This is a genomic window from Sphingomonas sp. NY01, assembly GCF_038809135.1.
Lineage (GTDB): Bacteria > Pseudomonadota > Alphaproteobacteria > Sphingomonadales > Sphingomonadaceae > Sphingomonas > Sphingomonas carotinifaciens.
Window position 1 is genome coordinate 1,244,594 of sequence record NZ_CP101722.1, and the last position, 17,468, is coordinate 1,262,061.

The 17,468-nt window shown below is 70.5% G+C and carries 19 protein-coding genes; 18 read left to right on the forward strand and 1 reads right to left on the reverse strand.

From position 1 onward, the window contains the following. Genes NPJ82_RS06220 through NPJ82_RS06255 form a run of 8 tightly spaced genes read left to right on the forward strand, consistent with a single transcriptional unit; the run spans position 1 to position 7,162 of the window. Complete coding sequence (locus tag NPJ82_RS06220) at positions 1-816, forward strand: ABC transporter substrate-binding protein (RefSeq protein ID WP_342658709.1); 816 nt, start codon at positions 1-3, stop codon at positions 814-816. After that, positions 813-1,775 (forward strand): iron ABC transporter permease, encoded by a 963-nt coding sequence (locus NPJ82_RS06225; RefSeq protein WP_149681759.1) that lies wholly within the window; start codon positions 813-815, stop codon positions 1,773-1,775. Before NPJ82_RS06220 ends, NPJ82_RS06225 begins: the two co-directional genes overlap by 4 nt. Continuing rightward, a complete protein-coding gene (locus NPJ82_RS06230; protein WP_342658710.1) occupies positions 1,772-2,545 on the forward strand; it encodes an ABC transporter ATP-binding protein in 774 nt (257 codons plus the stop codon). The genes NPJ82_RS06225 and NPJ82_RS06230 overlap by 4 nt, the downstream gene beginning before the upstream one ends. Then, positions 2,542-3,426, forward strand: coding sequence for an adenosylcobinamide-phosphate synthase CbiB (gene cbiB, locus NPJ82_RS06235; RefSeq protein ID WP_342658711.1), 885 nt, complete (start codon positions 2,542-2,544; stop codon positions 3,424-3,426). The genes NPJ82_RS06230 and cbiB overlap by 4 nt, the downstream gene beginning before the upstream one ends. Further along, on the forward strand, positions 3,414-4,871 hold the full coding sequence (locus NPJ82_RS06240) for a cobyric acid synthase (protein WP_342658712.1): 1,458 nt from the start codon (positions 3,414-3,416) through the stop codon (positions 4,869-4,871). The genes cbiB and NPJ82_RS06240 overlap by 13 nt, the downstream gene beginning before the upstream one ends. Beyond that, positions 4,868-5,881, forward strand: a complete 1,014-nt coding sequence (gene cobT / locus NPJ82_RS06245; RefSeq protein ID WP_342658713.1) for a nicotinate-nucleotide--dimethylbenzimidazole phosphoribosyltransferase — start codon at positions 4,868-4,870, stop codon at positions 5,879-5,881. Before NPJ82_RS06240 ends, cobT begins: the two co-directional genes overlap by 4 nt. 25 nt (positions 5,882-5,906) lie before the next feature. Beyond that, positions 5,907-6,644: an adenosylcobinamide-GDP ribazoletransferase gene (locus NPJ82_RS06250; protein WP_342658714.1), complete on the forward strand. Its 738-nt coding sequence runs from the start codon at positions 5,907-5,909 to the stop codon at positions 6,642-6,644. After that, positions 6,641-7,162: a histidine phosphatase family protein gene (locus tag NPJ82_RS06255; protein WP_342658715.1), complete on the forward strand. Its 522-nt coding sequence runs from the start codon at positions 6,641-6,643 to the stop codon at positions 7,160-7,162. The genes NPJ82_RS06250 and NPJ82_RS06255 overlap by 4 nt, the downstream gene beginning before the upstream one ends. 8 nt (positions 7,163-7,170) lie before the next feature. Here the strand turns inward: NPJ82_RS06255 and NPJ82_RS06260 are convergent, their stop codons facing one another. After that, the gene (locus NPJ82_RS06260) at positions 7,171-7,857 is read right to left on the reverse strand and encodes a DUF4197 domain-containing protein (protein ID WP_342658716.1); all 687 of its coding nucleotides are present in this window, start codon (positions 7,855-7,857) and stop codon (positions 7,171-7,173) included. Positions 7,858-8,171: 314 nt separating this feature from the next. Here NPJ82_RS06260 and NPJ82_RS06265 point away from each other — a divergent pair, with 314 nt between their 5' ends. The 10 genes from NPJ82_RS06265 to NPJ82_RS06310 all read left to right on the forward strand — a co-directional run bounded on the left by NPJ82_RS06265 (position 8,172) and on the right by NPJ82_RS06310 (position 17,462). Further along, positions 8,172-8,954: an IclR family transcriptional regulator gene (locus NPJ82_RS06265; protein WP_112382584.1), complete on the forward strand. Its 783-nt coding sequence runs from the start codon at positions 8,172-8,174 to the stop codon at positions 8,952-8,954. Positions 8,955-9,052: 98 nt separating this feature from the next. Continuing rightward, entirely contained in the window at positions 9,053-10,093 is a 1,041-nt protein-coding gene (locus tag NPJ82_RS06270) for an ATP-grasp domain-containing protein (protein WP_342658717.1), read from the forward strand. A gap of 77 nt (positions 10,094-10,170) precedes the next feature. Next, on the forward strand, positions 10,171-10,755 hold the full coding sequence (locus tag NPJ82_RS06275; RefSeq protein ID WP_112382582.1) for a TerD family protein: 585 nt from the start codon (positions 10,171-10,173) through the stop codon (positions 10,753-10,755). Between the two features lie 14 nt (positions 10,756-10,769). Continuing rightward, on the forward strand, positions 10,770-11,870 hold the full coding sequence (locus NPJ82_RS06280) for a TerD family protein (protein WP_342658718.1): 1,101 nt from the start codon (positions 10,770-10,772) through the stop codon (positions 11,868-11,870). Positions 11,871-11,917: 47 nt separating this feature from the next. After that, positions 11,918-13,003: a DUF475 domain-containing protein gene (locus NPJ82_RS06285; RefSeq protein ID WP_149681997.1), complete on the forward strand. Its 1,086-nt coding sequence runs from the start codon at positions 11,918-11,920 to the stop codon at positions 13,001-13,003. A gap of 61 nt (positions 13,004-13,064) precedes the next feature. After that, the gene (locus NPJ82_RS06290) at positions 13,065-13,640 is read left to right on the forward strand and encodes a TerD family protein (protein ID WP_342658719.1); all 576 of its coding nucleotides are present in this window, start codon (positions 13,065-13,067) and stop codon (positions 13,638-13,640) included. Between the two features lie 3 nt (positions 13,641-13,643). Continuing rightward, positions 13,644-14,747 carry a phosphoribosyltransferase domain-containing protein gene (locus NPJ82_RS06295; RefSeq protein ID WP_342658720.1) on the forward strand — a complete coding sequence of 368 codons (1,104 nt, stop codon included), beginning with the start codon at positions 13,644-13,646 and terminating at the stop codon, positions 14,745-14,747. Continuing rightward, positions 14,747-15,487: a hypothetical protein gene (locus tag NPJ82_RS06300; protein WP_342658721.1), complete on the forward strand. Its 741-nt coding sequence runs from the start codon at positions 14,747-14,749 to the stop codon at positions 15,485-15,487. The genes NPJ82_RS06295 and NPJ82_RS06300 overlap by 1 nt, the downstream gene beginning before the upstream one ends. Next, positions 15,484-16,572, forward strand: coding sequence for a cysteine protease StiP domain-containing protein (locus NPJ82_RS06305; protein ID WP_342658722.1), 1,089 nt, complete (start codon positions 15,484-15,486; stop codon positions 16,570-16,572). The genes NPJ82_RS06300 and NPJ82_RS06305 overlap by 4 nt, the downstream gene beginning before the upstream one ends. Beyond that, on the forward strand, positions 16,569-17,462 hold the full coding sequence (locus NPJ82_RS06310; RefSeq protein ID WP_342658723.1) for an HpcH/HpaI aldolase/citrate lyase family protein: 894 nt from the start codon (positions 16,569-16,571) through the stop codon (positions 17,460-17,462). Before NPJ82_RS06305 ends, NPJ82_RS06310 begins: the two co-directional genes overlap by 4 nt. Positions 17,463-17,468: the final 6 nt, after the last annotated feature.

Below are 17,468 nucleotides of genomic sequence, written 5' to 3' on the forward strand. Positions count from 1 at the left end.
ATGGCGCGCGCGATCGGCGCGGCGACGTGCCTGATGACGGTGTCGGCGGCGCCGGTGCCGGTGCCGGGGACCTTGCGCATCGTGTCGATCAATCCGTGCATCGATGCGATCCTGATGCGCATCGCCGATCCCGCCGAGATCGCCGGGATCAGCCATTATTCGCAGGATGCGCGCGCCTCCTCCATCCCGCTGGACCTCGCGCGGCGCTTTCACGCGACCTCGGGCACCGCGGAGGAGGTGGTGGCGCTGCGCCCCGATCTGGTGCTGAGCGGCCCCCATGTCGCGCCCTCCACGATCGCGGCGTTGAAGCGGATGAAGATCCGGCTGGTGCAATATCCGGTACCCGACAGCGTGGACGAAAGCGTGGCGCAGGTGCGCGAGATGGCCGCCGCGATCGGCCATGCCGACCGGGGCGCGCGTCTGGCGGGGGCGATCACGGCGGCGGCGCGGCCGGTGGCGGGGGTAAAGGTGCCGGCGCTGATCTGGCAGGGTGGCGGACTGGTGCCGGGAGCGGGAACCCTGTCCGACGACCTGTTGGCGCGCAGCGGGTTCCGCAACATGAGCGCGGCCTATGGCCTGAAGAAATGGGACGTGTTGCCGCTGGAATATCTGGTGGCGCGACCGCCGCGGGTGTTGCTGTCGGTGGGCACGGCGGAGGCCGGCGGCGACCGGCTGGCGCGGCATCCGGCGGTGCGGCGGCTGGGCGAGCGGATCACGGTGGCGCCCTATCCGGCGCGGCTGATGAATTGCGGCGGGCCGACGATCGTCGCAGCGATGGCGCGGTTGCGTGCGGTGCGGAAAGGTTTGGGGCGATGAAGCGGTTGAGCCTGTTTCTGCTGCTGGCGTTGATCGCGGCGGCGTTGCTGTCGGTGGCGGCGGGCAAGGTCTGGGTGCCGTGGGGCGCATGGACCGCGGACGATCCGCGCGGGATCATCATCGCCGAGTTGCGCCTGCCGCGCACCGTGCTGGCGATGGCGGTCGGCGCGGCGCTCGGCCTGTCGGGTGCGGTGATGCAAGGCTATCTGCGCAACCCGCTGGCCGATCCGGGGCTGTTCGGCGTATCGTCCGGCGCGGCGCTGGGGGCGGTCTTGTCGCTGTTCTTCGGCTATGCGGCGCAGGCGTGGTTGCTGCCGGGCTTCGCGCTGGCCGGGGCAGGCGTGACAATGGCGCTGCTCGCGCTGATCGCCGGGCGGTCGGGCAGCCTGATCCTGTTCACGCTGGCGGGCATGATCCTGACCAGCATCGCGGGATCGCTGACGACGCTGGCGATCAGCCTGGCGCCGACGCCGTTCGTCGCCAGCGAGATCGTCACCTGGCTGATCGGCGCGCTGACCGACCGGAGCTGGGACGACGTCAAGGTCGCGCTGCCGCTGATCGCAGGCGGGATCGCGGTGCTGGCGACGACGGCGCGGTCGCTGGATGCGCTGACGCTGGGCGAGGCGGCGGCACGGTCGATCGGGGTCGATCCCCGGCGGCTGCAACTGGCGGTGATCGCGGGCACCGCGCTGACCGTGGGGGCGAGCGTGGCGACGGCCGGGGTGATCGGCTTTGTCGGGCTGATGGTGCCGCATCTGGTGCGGCCGCTGGCGGGCAATCGCCCCTCGGCGATCCTGCTGCCCTCCGCGCTGGGCGGGGCGCTGCTGGTGACGGTGGCCGACAGTCTGGTGCGGATCGCGCCGACGGTCAGCGAACTGAGGCTGGGGGTGGCGATGTCGATGCTGGGCGGGCCGTTCTTCCTGTATCTGCTGATCCGCATGCGGCGGGGGCTGGCATGAGCGTGCTGGCGATCGAGGGCGTCTCGCTGGCGCTGGGCGGCAATCCGGTGCTGCATGAGGTGTCGTTCGCGTTTGCACAGGGGCGCGTGACCGCGCTGCTGGGGCCGAACGGGGCGGGCAAGAGCAGCCTGTTGTCCTGCGTGGCGGGGTTGCGGCGGCCGGATGCGGGCCGCGTGACGCTGGACGGCAACGGGGTGACGGCGCTCGACCGGCGCGAGCGGGGACGGCGGATCGGGCTGCTGCCGCAAGACGGCGATGTGCACTGGAACATCGACGTGGCGACGCTGGTCGCGTTGGGTCGCCTGCCGCATCGGGGGCGCTGGGGCGAGACCGATGCCGACCGCGCGGCGGTGGCGCGGGCGATGGCCGAGACCGATGTGGAGCATCTGGCCCGGCGCGGCGTCGAACGCCTGTCGGGCGGGGAGCGGGGGCGCGCGCTGCTGGCGCGGGTGCTGGCGGGGGAGCCGGACTGGCTGCTGGCCGACGAGCCGCTGGCGAGCCTGGACCCGGCGCATCAACTGGACGTGCTGGCGCGGCTGCGCGCCGTGGCGGATGCCGGGCGCGGCGTGGTGGTGGTGCTGCACGACCTGCATCTGGCGGGACGGATCGCCGATGATGTGGTGCTGCTGAACCGGGGGCGGGTCGTTGCGGCGGGAGCGGCGGAGGCGGTGCTGACCGCGCCGCTGATCGCCCGGACCTATGGTGTCGCGGTGGAAATCGGGCGGACACCGGGCGGACACCGCTTCATCCTGCCGACCGCGCGCGCATGAACCAGGCGGCGGCGCTGCTGGCGATCCTGATGCTGGAGGCGGTGCTGGGCTATCCGCGGCGGTGGCGGCATCCGGTGGAGGCGGTGGGGGCACTGATCGCGGCGTTCGAGCGGCGTTGGCGGCGGCATCGCCGGATCGGGGGCGTGGTGTTGCTGGCGGTGCTGATCGGGCTGGCGATCGCGGCCGGGCTGGCGATCGGGATGCTCGGGTGGGTCGCGGTCATACTGGCGGGCACGACGGGGTTGGCGCAGCGAAGCCTTCACGACCATGTTTCGGCGGTGGCGACCCCCCTTGCGGCGGGCGATCTGGTGGCGGCGCGCGGCGCGGTGGCGATGATCGTCGGGCGCGATACCGACACGCTGGACGAGGGCGGGGTGGCGACGGCGGCGATCGAGAGCCTGGCGGAGAGTTTCTGCGACGGGGTGGTGGCGCCGGCCTTCTGGTTCCTGATCGGCGGTTTGCCGGGGCTGTTCGTGGCCAAGGCGATCAACACCGCGGACAGCATGGTGGGGCATCGCACCGAAAGGCTGGCGGCGTTCGGATGGGCGAGTGCGAAGGCCGATGATGTGATCAACTGGTTGCCGGCGCAGATCGCGGGGTTGCTGATCTGTCTGGTCGGGCGGGGCGGATGGCGGGTGATGCTGCGCGATGCGGGCAAACATGCCTCGCCCAATGGCGGTTGGCCGGAGAGCGCGATGGCCGGCGTGCTGGGGCGGCGGCTGGGCGGGCCGGTATGCTATGATGGCGAGCCGGCGATGCGGGCGGTGCTGGGCGAGGGGGCGGTGCCGGATGCGGGCGATCTGAGGCGGGCGCTGCGCGTCTATCGCGGCGCGTGCCTGATGATGTGGATGCTGGTGGGGGTGATCGCTTGGGCGCGGTGATGCTGCAGGGGACGGGGTCGGACGTGGGCAAGTCGGTGCTGGTCGCCGGGCTGTGCCGGCTCTTTGCCAACCGGGGGCTGAAGGTCCGGCCGTTCAAGCCGCAGAACATGTCGAACAATGCGGCGGTCGCCGCGGATGGCGGCGAGATCGGGCGGGCGCAGGCGTTGCAGGCGATCGCCGCGCGCACGCCGCCGACGACGGACATGAACCCGGTGCTGATGAAGCCGCAGTCCGACCGGACGTCGCAACTGGTGGTGCAGGGGCGGGTCGCGGGCGTGGTGCAGGCGGGGCGCTGGCGCGAGGCGAAGGCGGGGCTGATGACGCCGGTACTGGCGTCCTATCGCCGGTTGCGCGGGCAAGCCGATCTGGTGATCGTGGAGGGGGCGGGAAGTCCGGCGGAGATCAACCTGCGCGACGGTGACATCGCCAATATGGGCTTTGCGCGCGCGGCGGGCGTGCCGGTGGTGCTGGTGGGCGATATCGACCGGGGCGGGGTGATCGCATCGCTGGTCGGCACGCGCGCGGTGCTGGACGAGGCGGACGGGGCGATGGTACGCGGGTTTCTGATCAACAAGTTCCGCGGCGACCCGGCGCTGTTCGCAGACGGCATGGCGGCGATCGAGACGCGGACCGGGTGGGAGGCGCTGGGGCTGGTGCCGTGGCTGAACGCGGCGGCGCGGTTGCCGGCGGAGGATGCGGTGGCGCTCGACCGGATGGGCGGGGGTCAGGGGGTGGTGATCGCGGTGCCGATGTTGTCGCGGATCGCCAATTTCGACGATTTCGATGCGCTGGCGAGCGAGCCGGGCGTGCGGCTGGCGATGATCCCGCCGGGGCAGCCTTTGCCGGCCGATGCGGCGCTGGTGATCCTGCCGGGGAGCAAGGCGACGATCGCAGACCTGGCGTTCCTGCGCGCGCAGGGGTGGGACGTGGACCTGTTCGCGCATGTCCGGCGTGGCGGCCGGGTGCTGGGGATTTGCGGCGGATATCAGATGCTGGGGCGGCGGGTGTCCGATCCGGAGGGGATCGAGGGTGCGGCGGACAGCGTCGCGGGACTGGGCCTGTTGCCGGTGGAAACCGAACTCGGCCGCGACAAGCGGGTGCGGGCGGTGACGGGCACGCTGCACGGCGGCGGGGGCGACTTTGCCGGGTACGAGATCCATGCCGGGGTGACGCGGGTGGACGCGGGAACGCCGCCGCTGCTTCGCTTCGAGGATGGCGGCGTCGATGGCGCGACCGCTGAGGATGGGCGGATCGCGGGCTGTTACGTCCATGGGCTGTTCGACCGGGTGGGCGCGCGGGGGCATTGGCTGGAGGTGATCGGGGCGGTGTCGGACGGGTGGGACCGGAGCGAGGCGATCGATGCGGCGCTGGATGCGATCGCGGGGGAACTGGAGGCGGTGGTGGCGGTGGAGCGGATATTGGCGCTGGCGGGGAAGGCGGCATGATCGCCGAGGCGGAGGTGCGCGCGCATCTGGACGCGCTGGCCAAGCCGCGGGGCGCCATGGGCCGGCTGGAGGATGTGGCGGTGCGGCTGGCGCTGAGCCAGGGGCGGATCGATCCGGAGACCCGGCCGCGCCGCCTGGTGTTGTTCGCGGGCGACCATGGCTGTGTGGACGATGGCGTGTCGGCCTGGCCCTCGGCGGTGACGGGGGTGATGGTCGGGGCGATCCTGAGCGGCCGGGCGACGAGCAATGCGCTGGCGGCCGCGCAGGACTGTGCGCTCAGGCTGGTGGATGTCGGTGTGGCGGGGCCGCGCACCACCGATGGGCCGGCCTTTTTCCGCGATGCGCGGGTCGGTGACGGGACGGCGAGCCTTGCGCGGGGGCCTGCGATGTCGATCGACGCGTTCGAGGCGGCATGGGCGGTGGGCGCCGAGGAGGCGCGCCGCGCGGTCGGTGAAGGCGCGGCGGTGCTGATCGCGGGCGAGATGGGGATCGGGAATACGACGCCGGCGGCGTGCCTGACCGCGCTCATTACGGGGATCGAGGCCGATGCCGCGGTGGGGCGCGGGGCGGGTGCGGACGATGCGGTGATGGCGGCAAAGCGGGCGGTGACCGCCGGTGCGGTGGCACGAGCGCGCGGCGAGGCTGATGTCCGCGAGGCGATCGCGGGTATCTGCGGCTATGAAATCGCGGCGATGGCGGGATTTTATGCCGAGGGGGCGCGGGCCGGCGTGACCCTGTTGATCGACGGCTATGTCGCGACGGCGGCGGCGCTGGTGGCGGAGCGGCTGGCGCCGGGGACGGCGCGGGCGATGATCGCGGCGCATCGCTCGGCCGAGCCGGGGCACGCAGCGGCGCTGGCGGCGCTGGGGCTGGCGCCGATGCTGGAATGGGACATGCGGCTGGGCGAGGGAAGCGGGGCGCTGGTCGCGCTGCCGCTGCTGGACAGCGCGGCGGCGCTGCTGCGCGACGTGGCGCAGCTGGATGCGATCGGCGTGGGCCGTGCGGACTAGGGCGCCGTTCTGGGCACCGCCGCTGATGGCGGTACAGTTCCTGACGCGGGTGCCCGTGCCGTGGCTGGCGCGGCTGGACGGCGCAAGGGCGGGCGACGCGTTCGTGCGGTCGACCGGATGGCTGCCGCTGGTGGGCACCGTCATCGGGATCATGACGGCGACCGTGTTCGCGCTGGGGCAGATATGGTGGCCGCCGCTGGTCGCGCTGCTGGTTGCGCTGGCGGTGGAGGCGTGGCTGACCGGTGCGTTTCATGAGGATGCGGTGGCCGATTTCTGCGACGCGTTCGGGGCTGCGCGCGATGCGGAGACGACGCGGCGGATCATGAAGGACAGCCGGATCGGCAGTTACGGTGCGCTGGGGCTGGGGCTGGCGGTCGCGCTGCGCGTGGCGGCGACGCTGGCGGTGCCGGGTTCGGTTGGACTGTATGCGATCGTTGCCGCGGCGGGGATCGCGCGGTGGAGCGCGGTGCTGTTGATGGCGATGGCGCCGCCCGCAGCGACGGGCGAGGGCGTTGCGAAGGATATCGGACGCCTGCCGCGACGATCCTTCTGGCTGGCGGCGGTGATGGTGTTGCCGGCGATCGGACTGCTGGCGACCGGCGGACGATGGACTGCATCGATCGTGCTGGTGGTAATCAGCCTGATGCTGGTGTGGATCGCGCGCGGGATACGGCGGCGGATCGGGGGCGGCACGGGGGATTGTCTGGGCTTTGCGGCCTATGCGGCGCAGGTGCTGGTGCTGCTGGTGGTGGCCGGCGCGTGACGGTGCGGCTGTTGCGGCACCCGCCGGTCGCCAGGGCCTGGGCCGGGCGGTGCTACGGCGTGTCGGACATGGGATGGAGCCGCGAAGGGCGGGCGATGGCGTGGTCGCTGGCGGCGGCGGTGCGGGCGGACCGGGTCGTGCATTCGGGGCTGGAGCGGACGCGGCGACTGGCCGAGATGCTGTGTTCCGCGCCGATCGAGGACGCGCGGTGGCGCGAGCGCGACTTCGGCGCGTGGGAGGGCCGGCGCTGGGACGCGATCTGGCGCGAGAGCGGGAATGCGATGGACGGCCTGATGACCGACCCGCACGGTTTCCGTCCGGGTGGCGGCGAGACCGGGGCGATGCTGGCCGGGCGGGTGCGGGCGGCCTGGGACGCGCTGCCCGACGCTGACCATGTGCTGGTGATCGCGCATGGCGGGTCGATCGCGACGCTCCGCTGCCTTTTGGCGGGGGCGCCGCTGACCGAGGCGGTGCGGTTCATCCCCGCCTGCGGCGAGATGGTGGAACTGGCACGCTGACCGACGGGTCAGCGGCCGCCCAGTACCGCGATCAGCACAGGGTCGCGCGTCGCCAGCGGGTCGGCGCGGATCGCGGCCTCCTCGCGACCGATCGCGCGGAAGATGGCGCTGCCGGCCTGTTCGGCGACATCCCGGGCGAGTGCGGTGTAATCCACCCCGGTGCGCGCGGCGATGACCGCGCCCAGTATCTCCGCGCCGTCGGAGCGTAGCGCGCCGCCAATCTCGGGAAACATGGCGTCGACCACCGCGCCGCGCGCCTGGCGTTCGAGCAGGGTCGTCGCCGCGGTCGGCCCGCCGCGCAGCACCGATACGGTATCGGCCACGCTAAGGCCGCGAATCGCATCAAGCACGACCGGCGTCGCCCGGTCGGCGGCATCCACGGCCACGTCGTTCAGGGCAAAGGCGATGCGGTCGCGTACCGCGCGGGTGCGCAGGATCGCGGCCAGCACGTCGCCGTCGCGGCCGCCCGCCACCTGCTGCGGCACGGTGATGCGGGTCAGCTGGTCGTCGTAGAAGCCGCCGGGTTGCAGCAGCCGGGCAAAGGCACGCTGGCTGGACAGGGTGAGCAGACGGTGGATGCCGTCGCCCAGGCTGTAGGAGCCGAGTGGCGTGGTGCAGGCGCCGATCGCGACCAGCGGCAGCAGCGCGGCACCGCGGAGCAGGTGGCGGCGGGCAAGGAGAGGCGACATGGCCATTGAACATCCCGATTTGGGTGGATTTGACGGGTCGATATGACCTAGCCTGTGGGGGACGGGGGATTGCGACAGGGTGAACGGGCCGGCAGGATCACGGTTTTGCGCGCCATTGTTGTCCAGCGGTGTCAGCAAACGCATAGATCATTGACGTTTCCGCGTTCCATTGCATAGCTAAAGTTAATCCAGGTTACGGTACGCTGGTTTGGAACGATGCACACGACCGAACCGACATGTCGCGAAGCTACGGACCGATAAGCAAAAGATCGAGCCAGACAGCAGGAACGGGGGAACGGCGTTTGGAAGCGGAAGCGGAAATGGAAGACGGCATCCTGGAGCGGGACGGCAAGCGGCTCTATCGCGCGCCCGCGCTGGAAAAAGGTCTGGATATCCTGGAGCTGCTGGCGGGCGAGGAGCAGCCGCTGACGGTCAGCGCCATCGTGCAGCGACTGGGGCGATCCACGGGCGAGCTGTTTCGCATGATCCAAGTGCTGGAGCATCGCGGTTTCGTGGAACAGGGACCCGCCGGCTATGTCATGACGCCGCGCCTGTTCCATCTGGGATTGAAGCGGCCGCCGGTACGCAGCATGCTGGAACAGGCCCTGCCGATCATGCGGCAACTGACCATCGATATCGGTCAATCCTGTCATCTGGGCATCCAGACGGGCAGCGACATGGCCGTGGTCGCGCGCATGGAATCGACCGCGGCGGTGGGCTTTGCGGTACGGGTCGGATATCGGCAGCCGTTGCACCGGACCTCCTCCGGAGCGGTGCTCTATGCGTTTCAGTCGCCCTCCATCCGGGGTGACTGGGAGCGGTCGTTCCAGCCGGCCCCCTCGGCCGACGAGCTGAATGCGTTCCGGGCGCGTGCCGACGAGATCCGCGTCACCGGCCTGGGGCGGCAGGACAACCCGTGCATCAACGGGATGCGCGATCTGTCCGCGCCGATCCTGCGCGGGCGGCAGGCGATCGCCGCGTTGACCGTACCGTTCCTGCGCCTGACCGATTCGACGGTATCGGAAGATGCCGCATGCAACGCGATCCGGGCGGCGGCGGCGGAGATTTCCAGCAGCCTGGCGTTCAACGACAGTCACGCCTGAAGGATACCCGGTCGGACCTTCGCGGCGGCGCCGGTTTCAGGGTGATACCGGCCGGGGGGCGCTATCGCTGGCGCGCAAAGTCTGAAACAGCGCCGGCGATGAAGACGATCTGGTTCGATCGCGGGCATTCGGTCCGCAATGCGCTGGCCCTGATAAGAGCGGGGGCGAACGGGCGGGTGCGATTGATCGCCTCGCACCCTTATGCCGATGCCGCGGCGCTGGCGGCCGCCGATCTGGCGCTGATCGAGCCGATCGCGGCGGACGGCTATCGCGACTGGTGTCTGGAGATGTGCCGGGTGCACGGCGTCGACCTGTTCGTGCCCGGCATGCGCCGCGACCTGATCGCGGGCGACGCAGCCGCCTTTGCCGCGCTTGGCACGCGGCTGGCGCTGCCGGCGGCGCCCGACATGCTGGACCTGCTGGACGACAAATGGGCGTTCATGGACGCGGTGGCGGCGGCCGGGTTGCCGGTACCGCAGGCGTGGCTGGCGCGGGGCGGCGATGACGTACGCGGCGCCGCCGCCGCCCTGCGCGGGCAGGGGCTTGGCGCGTGCGTCAAGCCGCGGCGCGGCGTGTTCGGGGCGGGCTTCTGGCGGCTGGAGGACGAACGGCCGCTGATCGCGACGCTGATGGATGTCGATGCGCGGACGATCGCGGTCGAGGCCTTTGCGCAGGCGCTGGACGACGGGCAGGCGCCCGACCTGCTGGTGCTGGAATATCTGCCGGGGCATGAGACGAGCGTCGATGTGCTGGCGGACGGCGGCCGCGTGGTGAGTGCGGTCGCCCGGCGCAAGGAGCGCGTGGGGCAGTGGGTGGAAAGCGAGGGCGAGGCGATCGACCTGGCGGCGGCGACGGTGCGGCTGTTCGGCCTGTCCGGCCTGATCAACGTGCAGATGATCGAGGATGCGGCCGGGCAGCCGCGGCTGATCGAGGTCAATACGCGGATGAGCGGCGGGTGCCTGAACACCATGTTTGCCGGCGTGAACCTGCCCTGGTGGCATGTCGCGCTGGGACTGGGGCTGGCGCATGCGGACATGGTGCCGCGCCCACGGGGGCGCGCACTGGTGGCGGCGGTGCCCGATGCGATCCGGCTGGATGCGCCGGCGCCGCCCTTTTCCGCGATGATCCGCGACGAATAGCGGTTGCGGGCGCCCGCAGGGGCGGTCTAGCGTGGTGCGGACATCTTCCGATCTTTTGCCTTGGGAGGGGCAGCGCGATGGTAAATCTTCAAAAAGGTCAGACAGTTCGACTGGAAAAGCGCGGTGGCGGCACGCTGACCCGCGTGACCATGGGGCTGGGCTGGGACGTGAAAAAGGCCAAGGGGCTGTTCGGCGCGCTGCTGGGCGGCGGGGGCGGCGACATCGACCTGGATGCGTCCTGCCTGCTGTTCGATGCCGGCGGGCAGATGGTGGACCAGGTGTGGTTCCGGCAACTGACCAGCCGCGACGGCAGCATCGTCCATTCGGGCGACAATCTTACGGGGGCGGGTGCTGGCGATGACGAGACGATCAATGTCGACCTGACGCGTCTGCCCTCCACGGTGCGCGCGCTGGTGTTCACGGTGAACAGCTTTCGCGGCGACACGTTCGACCGGATCGACAATGCCTATTGCCGGCTGGTGGATGCCACCAACGGCAGCGAACTGGCGCGGTTCGATCTGTCGGGATCGGGCACGCATACCGGGCAGGTGATGGCGCAGGTGGTGCGCGTCGGCGACGGGTGGGAGATGAAGGCGCTGGGCGAGAAGACCACGGGCCGCACCTTTCACGATATGATGGGGCCGATCACGGCCGCGTTGTAAGGGCGCCCCTCGCGATGCGCGAACTGAGCCAGGGCGGCAATGCACCGGTGGCGGGGGACGCGGTGCGCGTCGCCCTGACCCTGCCGGCGGAGGCCGATGTGTCCGCTTACCTGCTGCGCGGGGACGGGCGGGTGCGCGGCGATGCCGACATGCTGTTCTACAACCAGCCCGCCGACCCCGCGGGCGCGGTCCGGCTGGACGTGGCGACGCGGACCTTTGCGGTCACCCTGTCGCGGCTGGACCCGGCGATCGAGCGGATCGTGTTCTGCATAACCGTGGACCGGGGCACGGTGGCCGTGCTGGAGGGCGCCGCGATCACGGCGGGCGATGTCGAATATCGCCCTCGTCTGGCAGGGGCGAGCGAGGCGGCGATGATGCTGGGCGAGCTGTACCGGCGCGCCGGGCAGTGGAAGTTCCGCGCGGTGGGGCAGGGCTTCGACGGCGGGCTGGCGCCGCTCGCCCGCTCGTTCGGGATCGAGGTGGCGGAGCCTGTCGCCGCGCCACCACCGCCACCGCCTCCACCCCCGCCGGTGCGGCTGAGCAAGGTGACGCTGGACAAGCCGCGCCAGACGGTCAGCCTTGCCAAGCCGACCGGCGAGATCGTCATCAACCTGAACTGGTCGCGCGGCAGGGGCGGCTGGGGGCGCAGCGGCGCGGTCGACCTGGACCTGGGTTGCCTGTTCGAGCTGGACGATGGCTGGAAGGGCGTGATCCAGGCGCTGGGCGGCACATTCGGCGATTATGAGGGCGAGCCGTGGATCGCGCTGTCCGCCGACGATCGATCGGGCGACACCGCCAGCGGCGAGACGATGCGGGTAAACGGCCGGCATTGGGACCGAATCCGCCGCATCCTCGTTTTCGCGCTGATCTACGAAGGCGTGCCGAACTGGCAGGCGACGGACGGCGTGGTGACGGTGAAGATGCCCGGCGAACAGGATATCGAGGTGCGCATGACCGAGGGTCGCAACGACCGCCGGCTGTGCGCGGTCGCGATGCTGGAAAATGTCGGCGGCCGGTTCCAGGCGATGCGGCTGGTGGATTACCATCAGGGGCAGCGCAAGCTGGACGAAGCCTATCGCTGGGGCCTGCGCTGGACGGCGGGGTCAAAGGACTGACATAAGCGCCCCATACACCAAGACGGCGCATCCGGGGGACATTCGTGCTGCTGAAATATTACAAGGGTTCGTTCATCTTCACGGGCATCTGCCTGGCCATCGCGGCTTGGCTGGGGATGCAGAGCACCGGCACCGTCGGCGGCACGCTGGGCGTGCTGTGGATCGTGGCGGTGCTGGGCGTGCTGGAGGTGTCGCTGTCGTTCGACAACGCCGTCGTCAACGCGACGGTGCTGCGCGACATGGACGAGAAATGGCGCCGCCGCTTCCTGACCTGGGGCATCCTGATCGCGGTGTTCGGCATGCGCATCGTGTTCCCGCTGGCGATCGTCGCGATCGCGGCCAGCCTGGGGCCGGTCGAGGCGCTGAAGCTGGCGGCGGGCGATCCCGTGCGGTACGAACAGATCATCACCTCCGCCCATGTCGGCATCTCGGGCTTTGGCGGCGCGTTCCTGGCGATGGTCGGCCTGAACTTCTTCTTCGACGACGAGAAGGAGGAGCACTGGATCGGCGTGATCGAGCGGCCGCTGGCCAAGCTGACCGACATTTCGGGTCTGGCGGTCGGCATCGTGCTGCTGGCGATGTACGTGATCTCGCGCTTCATCCCCGTCGAGGAGGCGATGACCTACATCACCTCCGGCATCTTCGGGCTGTTGACCTATATCGCGGTGCATGCGCTGGGCGTGCTGCTGGAAGGCGACGGCGATGCCGCGACGGGCGCGGCGGCGCGGTCGGGCCTGGCATCCTTCCTGTATCTGGAAGTGCTGGACGCCAGCTTCTCGTTCGACGGGGTGATCGGTGCGTTTGCCTTGTCGAACAATCTGTTCATCATCGCGCTGGGCCTCGGCATCGGGGCGATGTTCGTGCGTTCGATGACGATCATGCTGGTCGATAAGGGCACGCTGACCCAGTATCGCTATCTGGAGCACGGCGCCTTTTACGCGATCATCGCGCTGGCCGCGATCATGCTGCTGTCGGTCGAGTTCGAGATACCGGAGACGGTGACCGGCCTGATCGGCGCCGCGCTGATCGGTCTGGCCTTCTGGGCGTCGGTGCGCAGCAACAAGCGGGATCCGGAGCAGCCGATCGAGGCGGCCGATCCGGTCAAGCCGTCGGGCACCGCGCTGAAGGACTGAGCGCGCAACCTTTACGTCAATATCGGTCGATGATCGGCCGGCAAGCAATGGAGACGATCAGATGGCGGTATCCCTGTCCAAGGGCGGCAATGTCAGCCTGTCGAAGGAAGCACCCGGCCTGAAGGCGGTACGCGTCGGCCTGGGTTGGGACACGCGCGTGACCGATGGCAGCGGGTTCGACCTGGATGCGTCGGTGTTCCTGCTGAACGAGGCGGGACAGGTGCGGTCGGACGCGGACTTCGTGTTCTACAACAACAAGCTGGGCGCAAACGGCGCGGTCGAGCATCAGGGCGACAACCTGACCGGCGAAGGCTCGGGCGACGACGAGACGGTAAGCGTCAACCTCGACACGCTGCCCGCCGACATCGCCAAGATCAGCTTTGCGGTGACGATCCATGAGGCCGAGGCGCGTCGGCAGAATTTCGGCATGGTATCGAATGCGTTCATCCGCGTGCTGAACGCCGATGGCGGCACCGAGATCGCGCGCTACGACCTGTCCGAAGACGCATCGACCGAGACGGCGATGATCTTCGGCGACCTGTATCGCCATGGTGGCGAGTGGAAGTTCAAGGCAATCGGCCAGGGCTTTGTCGGTGGCCTGGGGCCGCTGGCCCGGTCGTTCGGCGTCAACGTCTAGGCGATGATGGCGGCGGGGGGGCAGGTGTCGGCAGCGGCGGTGTCGCTGCCGACGGGGCAGTTGCGCGTGGAGGTGACGGGGGGCGATCCGGACTGGCCGCTCGCGCGGCTGTGCGGGTTCGCGGCGCGGCGCAATCCCAGGCGCGGTTTCCTGGTAGTGTCCAAAGTGCTGGGGCGGCATTGGCCGGCGCGGCCGGGGGAGATGCGCGCCGCGGTGCGCGCGCTGGCGGCGCGGTTGCCGGGCGATCTGGCGGGGCCCATCGTGGTGATGGGGCTGGCCGAGACGGCGGTGTGCCTGGGCCAGACGCTGCATGAGGAGATGGCGCGGGGCGACGCGCTGTTCCTGCATTCGACGCGGCAGCGGATCGACCATCCGCTGCTGGCGCGGTTCGAGGAGCCGCACAGCCATGCGTCCGCGCATCTGGTGTACGAGCCGGTGGAGCCGGGGTTCGAGGCGCCGAGGACGCTGGTGCTGGTCGATGACGAGGTGTCGACGGGGACGACGCTGACCAATCTGGCAAGGGTACTGGTGGCGCGCTGGCCGAGCGTGGAGCGGATCGTGGTCGCGACGCTGACCGACTGGTCGGGGGGCGGATGGCTGGCGGCGATGCCGCGGCCGGCGACGATCGCGAGCCTGTTGCAAGGGCGGCTGGGCTGGACGCCGGGCGGGGCGGCGGAAGACGTGGCCGGGTTCGAGGCGGCGGCGGGAACGCTGGGCGTGCTGGACGACCCCGTCAATCACGGGCGGCTGGGCCGCCGTGACAGCGATGTCGCCGGGCCGGACAGGGAGCCGGCGGTGCACGGTCCGCTGCGGATCGTAGGGACCGGGGAGTTCACCTATGCGCCGTTCCGGCTGGCGGAGCGGCTGGAGGCGGCGGGGCTGGACGTGGTGGTGCAGGCGACGAGCCGCAGTCCGGCGCGGATCGGCGGGGCGCTGGCCTGCGCGCTGTGTTTCGACGACAATTATGGGACGGGTGTGCCGAACTTCCTTTACAATGCGGATGCCGCCGATGGGCGGACGACATGGATCTGCCACGAGACACCGGATGTCGATCCGGCACTGGTCGCGGCGCTGGATGCAGAAACGCTGCGCTGGAGTACGCGCTGATGCGGGCGATCGCGCTGGTCGATCTGGACGACACGCTGTTCCAGACGCGGGCGAAATGCCCCGAGGACCTGGCCGACGAGGCGCTGACCCCGATCGGCTTTGCAGTCGATGGGGCACCGCTGAGCTATGCCACGCCGCGGCAGATGCGCTTCATCGAATGGCTGGCCGAGACGACGCATCTGGTGCCCGTCACCGGCCGCAGCCTGGATGCGCTGCGCCGGGTGAACGTGCCCTTTGCCGCCGGCGTGTGCGCGCATGGCGGCGTGGTGCTGGGCGAGGATGGCGAGCCGGATGAAGGCTGGGCGGCCGAGATCGCGCGTGCCGCGGCCGACCATGCCGGGGCGCTGGACGGCTATGCCGCGGCGATCGCCCATGAGGCGGAAGCACAGGGCGTGCCGCTGAGGGTACGGGTGCTGGAAGAGGCGGGCGTTCCGATCTACACGCTGGCCAAGCATCCCGAGGCGGATCACAACGCCTTGTTCAAGGTGGTGGACGCCGCGATCCCGGACGTGCCGGCGGGATGGACGCTGCATCGCAACGGCAACAACGTCGCGATGATGCCGCCCTATCTGGGCAAGGCCAATGCGGTGGCGCATCTGCTGCCCGGCCTTCGCGCGCGGTTTCCGGAGGCGAGCGTGATCGGGGTGGGCGACAGCCTGACCGATGCGCCGTTCATGGCGCTGTGCGATTTCGCGATGCTGCCGACGCGATCTCAACTGGCGGACCGGCTGTTCGCATGAGCGGCTTTTCCGGAAGCTACGATCCGGCGGACGTCACCTTCCTGTTGAAACCGGTGGTGCTGGCGGCCACCGACGTCGCGGCCAAGGAACGGGCGATCCAGTCCGGCGCGCGGCATTATTCGGAGATGATCGCGCCCGAGGCGGTGCCCGATGCCGCCTATCTGGCGCTGTACGATGCCGCCCTGCAACGCAACGGCCTGAGGCTGGCGAGCGATATCGCCGCGCTGGCCGCGCATCTGGCGGCGCGGGCGGAGGGCCGCGAGGTGGTGATCGCCAGCCTGGCGCGGGCGGGGACGCCGATCGGCGTGCTGCTGCTGCGCACGCTGCGTGCGCACGGCGTCAAAGCGGCGCATTATGCGATCAGCATCATCCGCGACCGGGGGATCGACCGTGCGGCGCTGGCCCATATCGCGGCGCGGCACGATCCGGCGGACGTGGTGTTCGTCGACGGCTGGACGGGCAAGGGCGCGATCGCGGGCGAGTTGCAGCGCAGCCTGGCCGACCGGCCGTTCGGCTTTGCACCGGTGCTGGCGGTGGTGGCGGACCCGGCGGGCGTGGCCGATATCGCGGCGACCGCGGACGATTACCTGATCGCGTCGGGGCTGTTGAACGGCATCGTGTCCGGGCTGGTCAGCCGGTCGATCCTGTCGGACGCGGTGGTGGGGCCGGGGGATTTCCATGCCTGCGTCACCTATCCCGAGCATGCGGGGGCGGACCGGTCGCGCACATTCGTCGACGCGCTGGCGCCGATGGCGGCGCTGGCGCAACCGCGGCCGATCGGGGGGCACGGGGCGGAGCGCCCGGCCTTGCGCGCGGCGAGCGGTGCGCTGGTCACGCGGATGCTGGCGGCGATCGGCAGCGGGGATGCGAACCGGGTGAAGCCGGGCATCGCGGAGGCGACACGCGCCCTGTTGCGGCGGATGCCGGAACGACTGTTCGTGCGCGATCCCGGCGATGCCGATGTCGCGCACCTGATCCATCTGGCCGAACAGGGCGGCGTGCCGGTGGAGCGGCTGGACGCCGATTGCCGGTACCGGGCGGTGACGATCATCCGCTCGCTGGGCCGGGACCGGGTGGCGGCATGACCGTATCCGCGATCGAACTGGGCGCGACCCTGTATATGCCGTGCACGCGGGGCGACCTGGCGGCGGCACTGGCGCGGGCGGCGGCGTCGGGGCTGCGATCGGCGGTCTTGTGCGTCGAGGATTCGGTGCATGCGCGCGACGTGCCGGCGGCGCTGGACAATCTGGCGGCGGTGTTGCCGGTCCTTGGCGCCATTCCGCTGGCGGTGTTCGTCCGGCCGCGAAGTGCGGGCATGCTGGAGCATATCCTGCATCTGGACGGCATCGGCCATGCGGCGGGCTTCGTGATCCCCAAGGCGCATGCCGACAGCCTGCCCGCCTATCTGGCGCTGCCGCTGCACGAGGGGCACCGGCTGATGCCGACGCTGGAAACGCGCGAGGTATGCGACGGGCACGAGATGCGCCGCCTGCGCGACCAGTTGCTGGGGCAGCAGGACCGTATCCTGGCGCTGCGCATCGGCGGCAACGACCTGTTGCAGATCCTGGGGGCACGGCGATCGGCGACGCGCACCGTTTATGACGGGCCGCTCGGCCCGCTGATCGGAACGCTGGTGGCGACGTTCGCACCCTGGGGGTTCGAGCTGACCGCGCCGGTGATGGAGAATTTCGCCAACCCTGCGCTGCTCGCCGCCGAGGTGGAGCGCGACCTGGACCATGGGCTGTGCGCCAAGACCGCGATCCACCCGTCCCAGGTGCCGGTGATCCATGCCGCGCTGGCGGTGCCGATGGCGCAACTGGCCGAGGCGCAGGCGATCCTTGGCGAGGACAGCCCGGCGGTGTTCAACAGCGCGGGCGTGATGTGCGAACCCGCGACGCATGCCCGCTGGGCACGGCGGGTGATGGCGCGGGCCGAAGCGTTCGGGACGACGGGCGCCGAACTGAAGATCGCGTGACGTGAC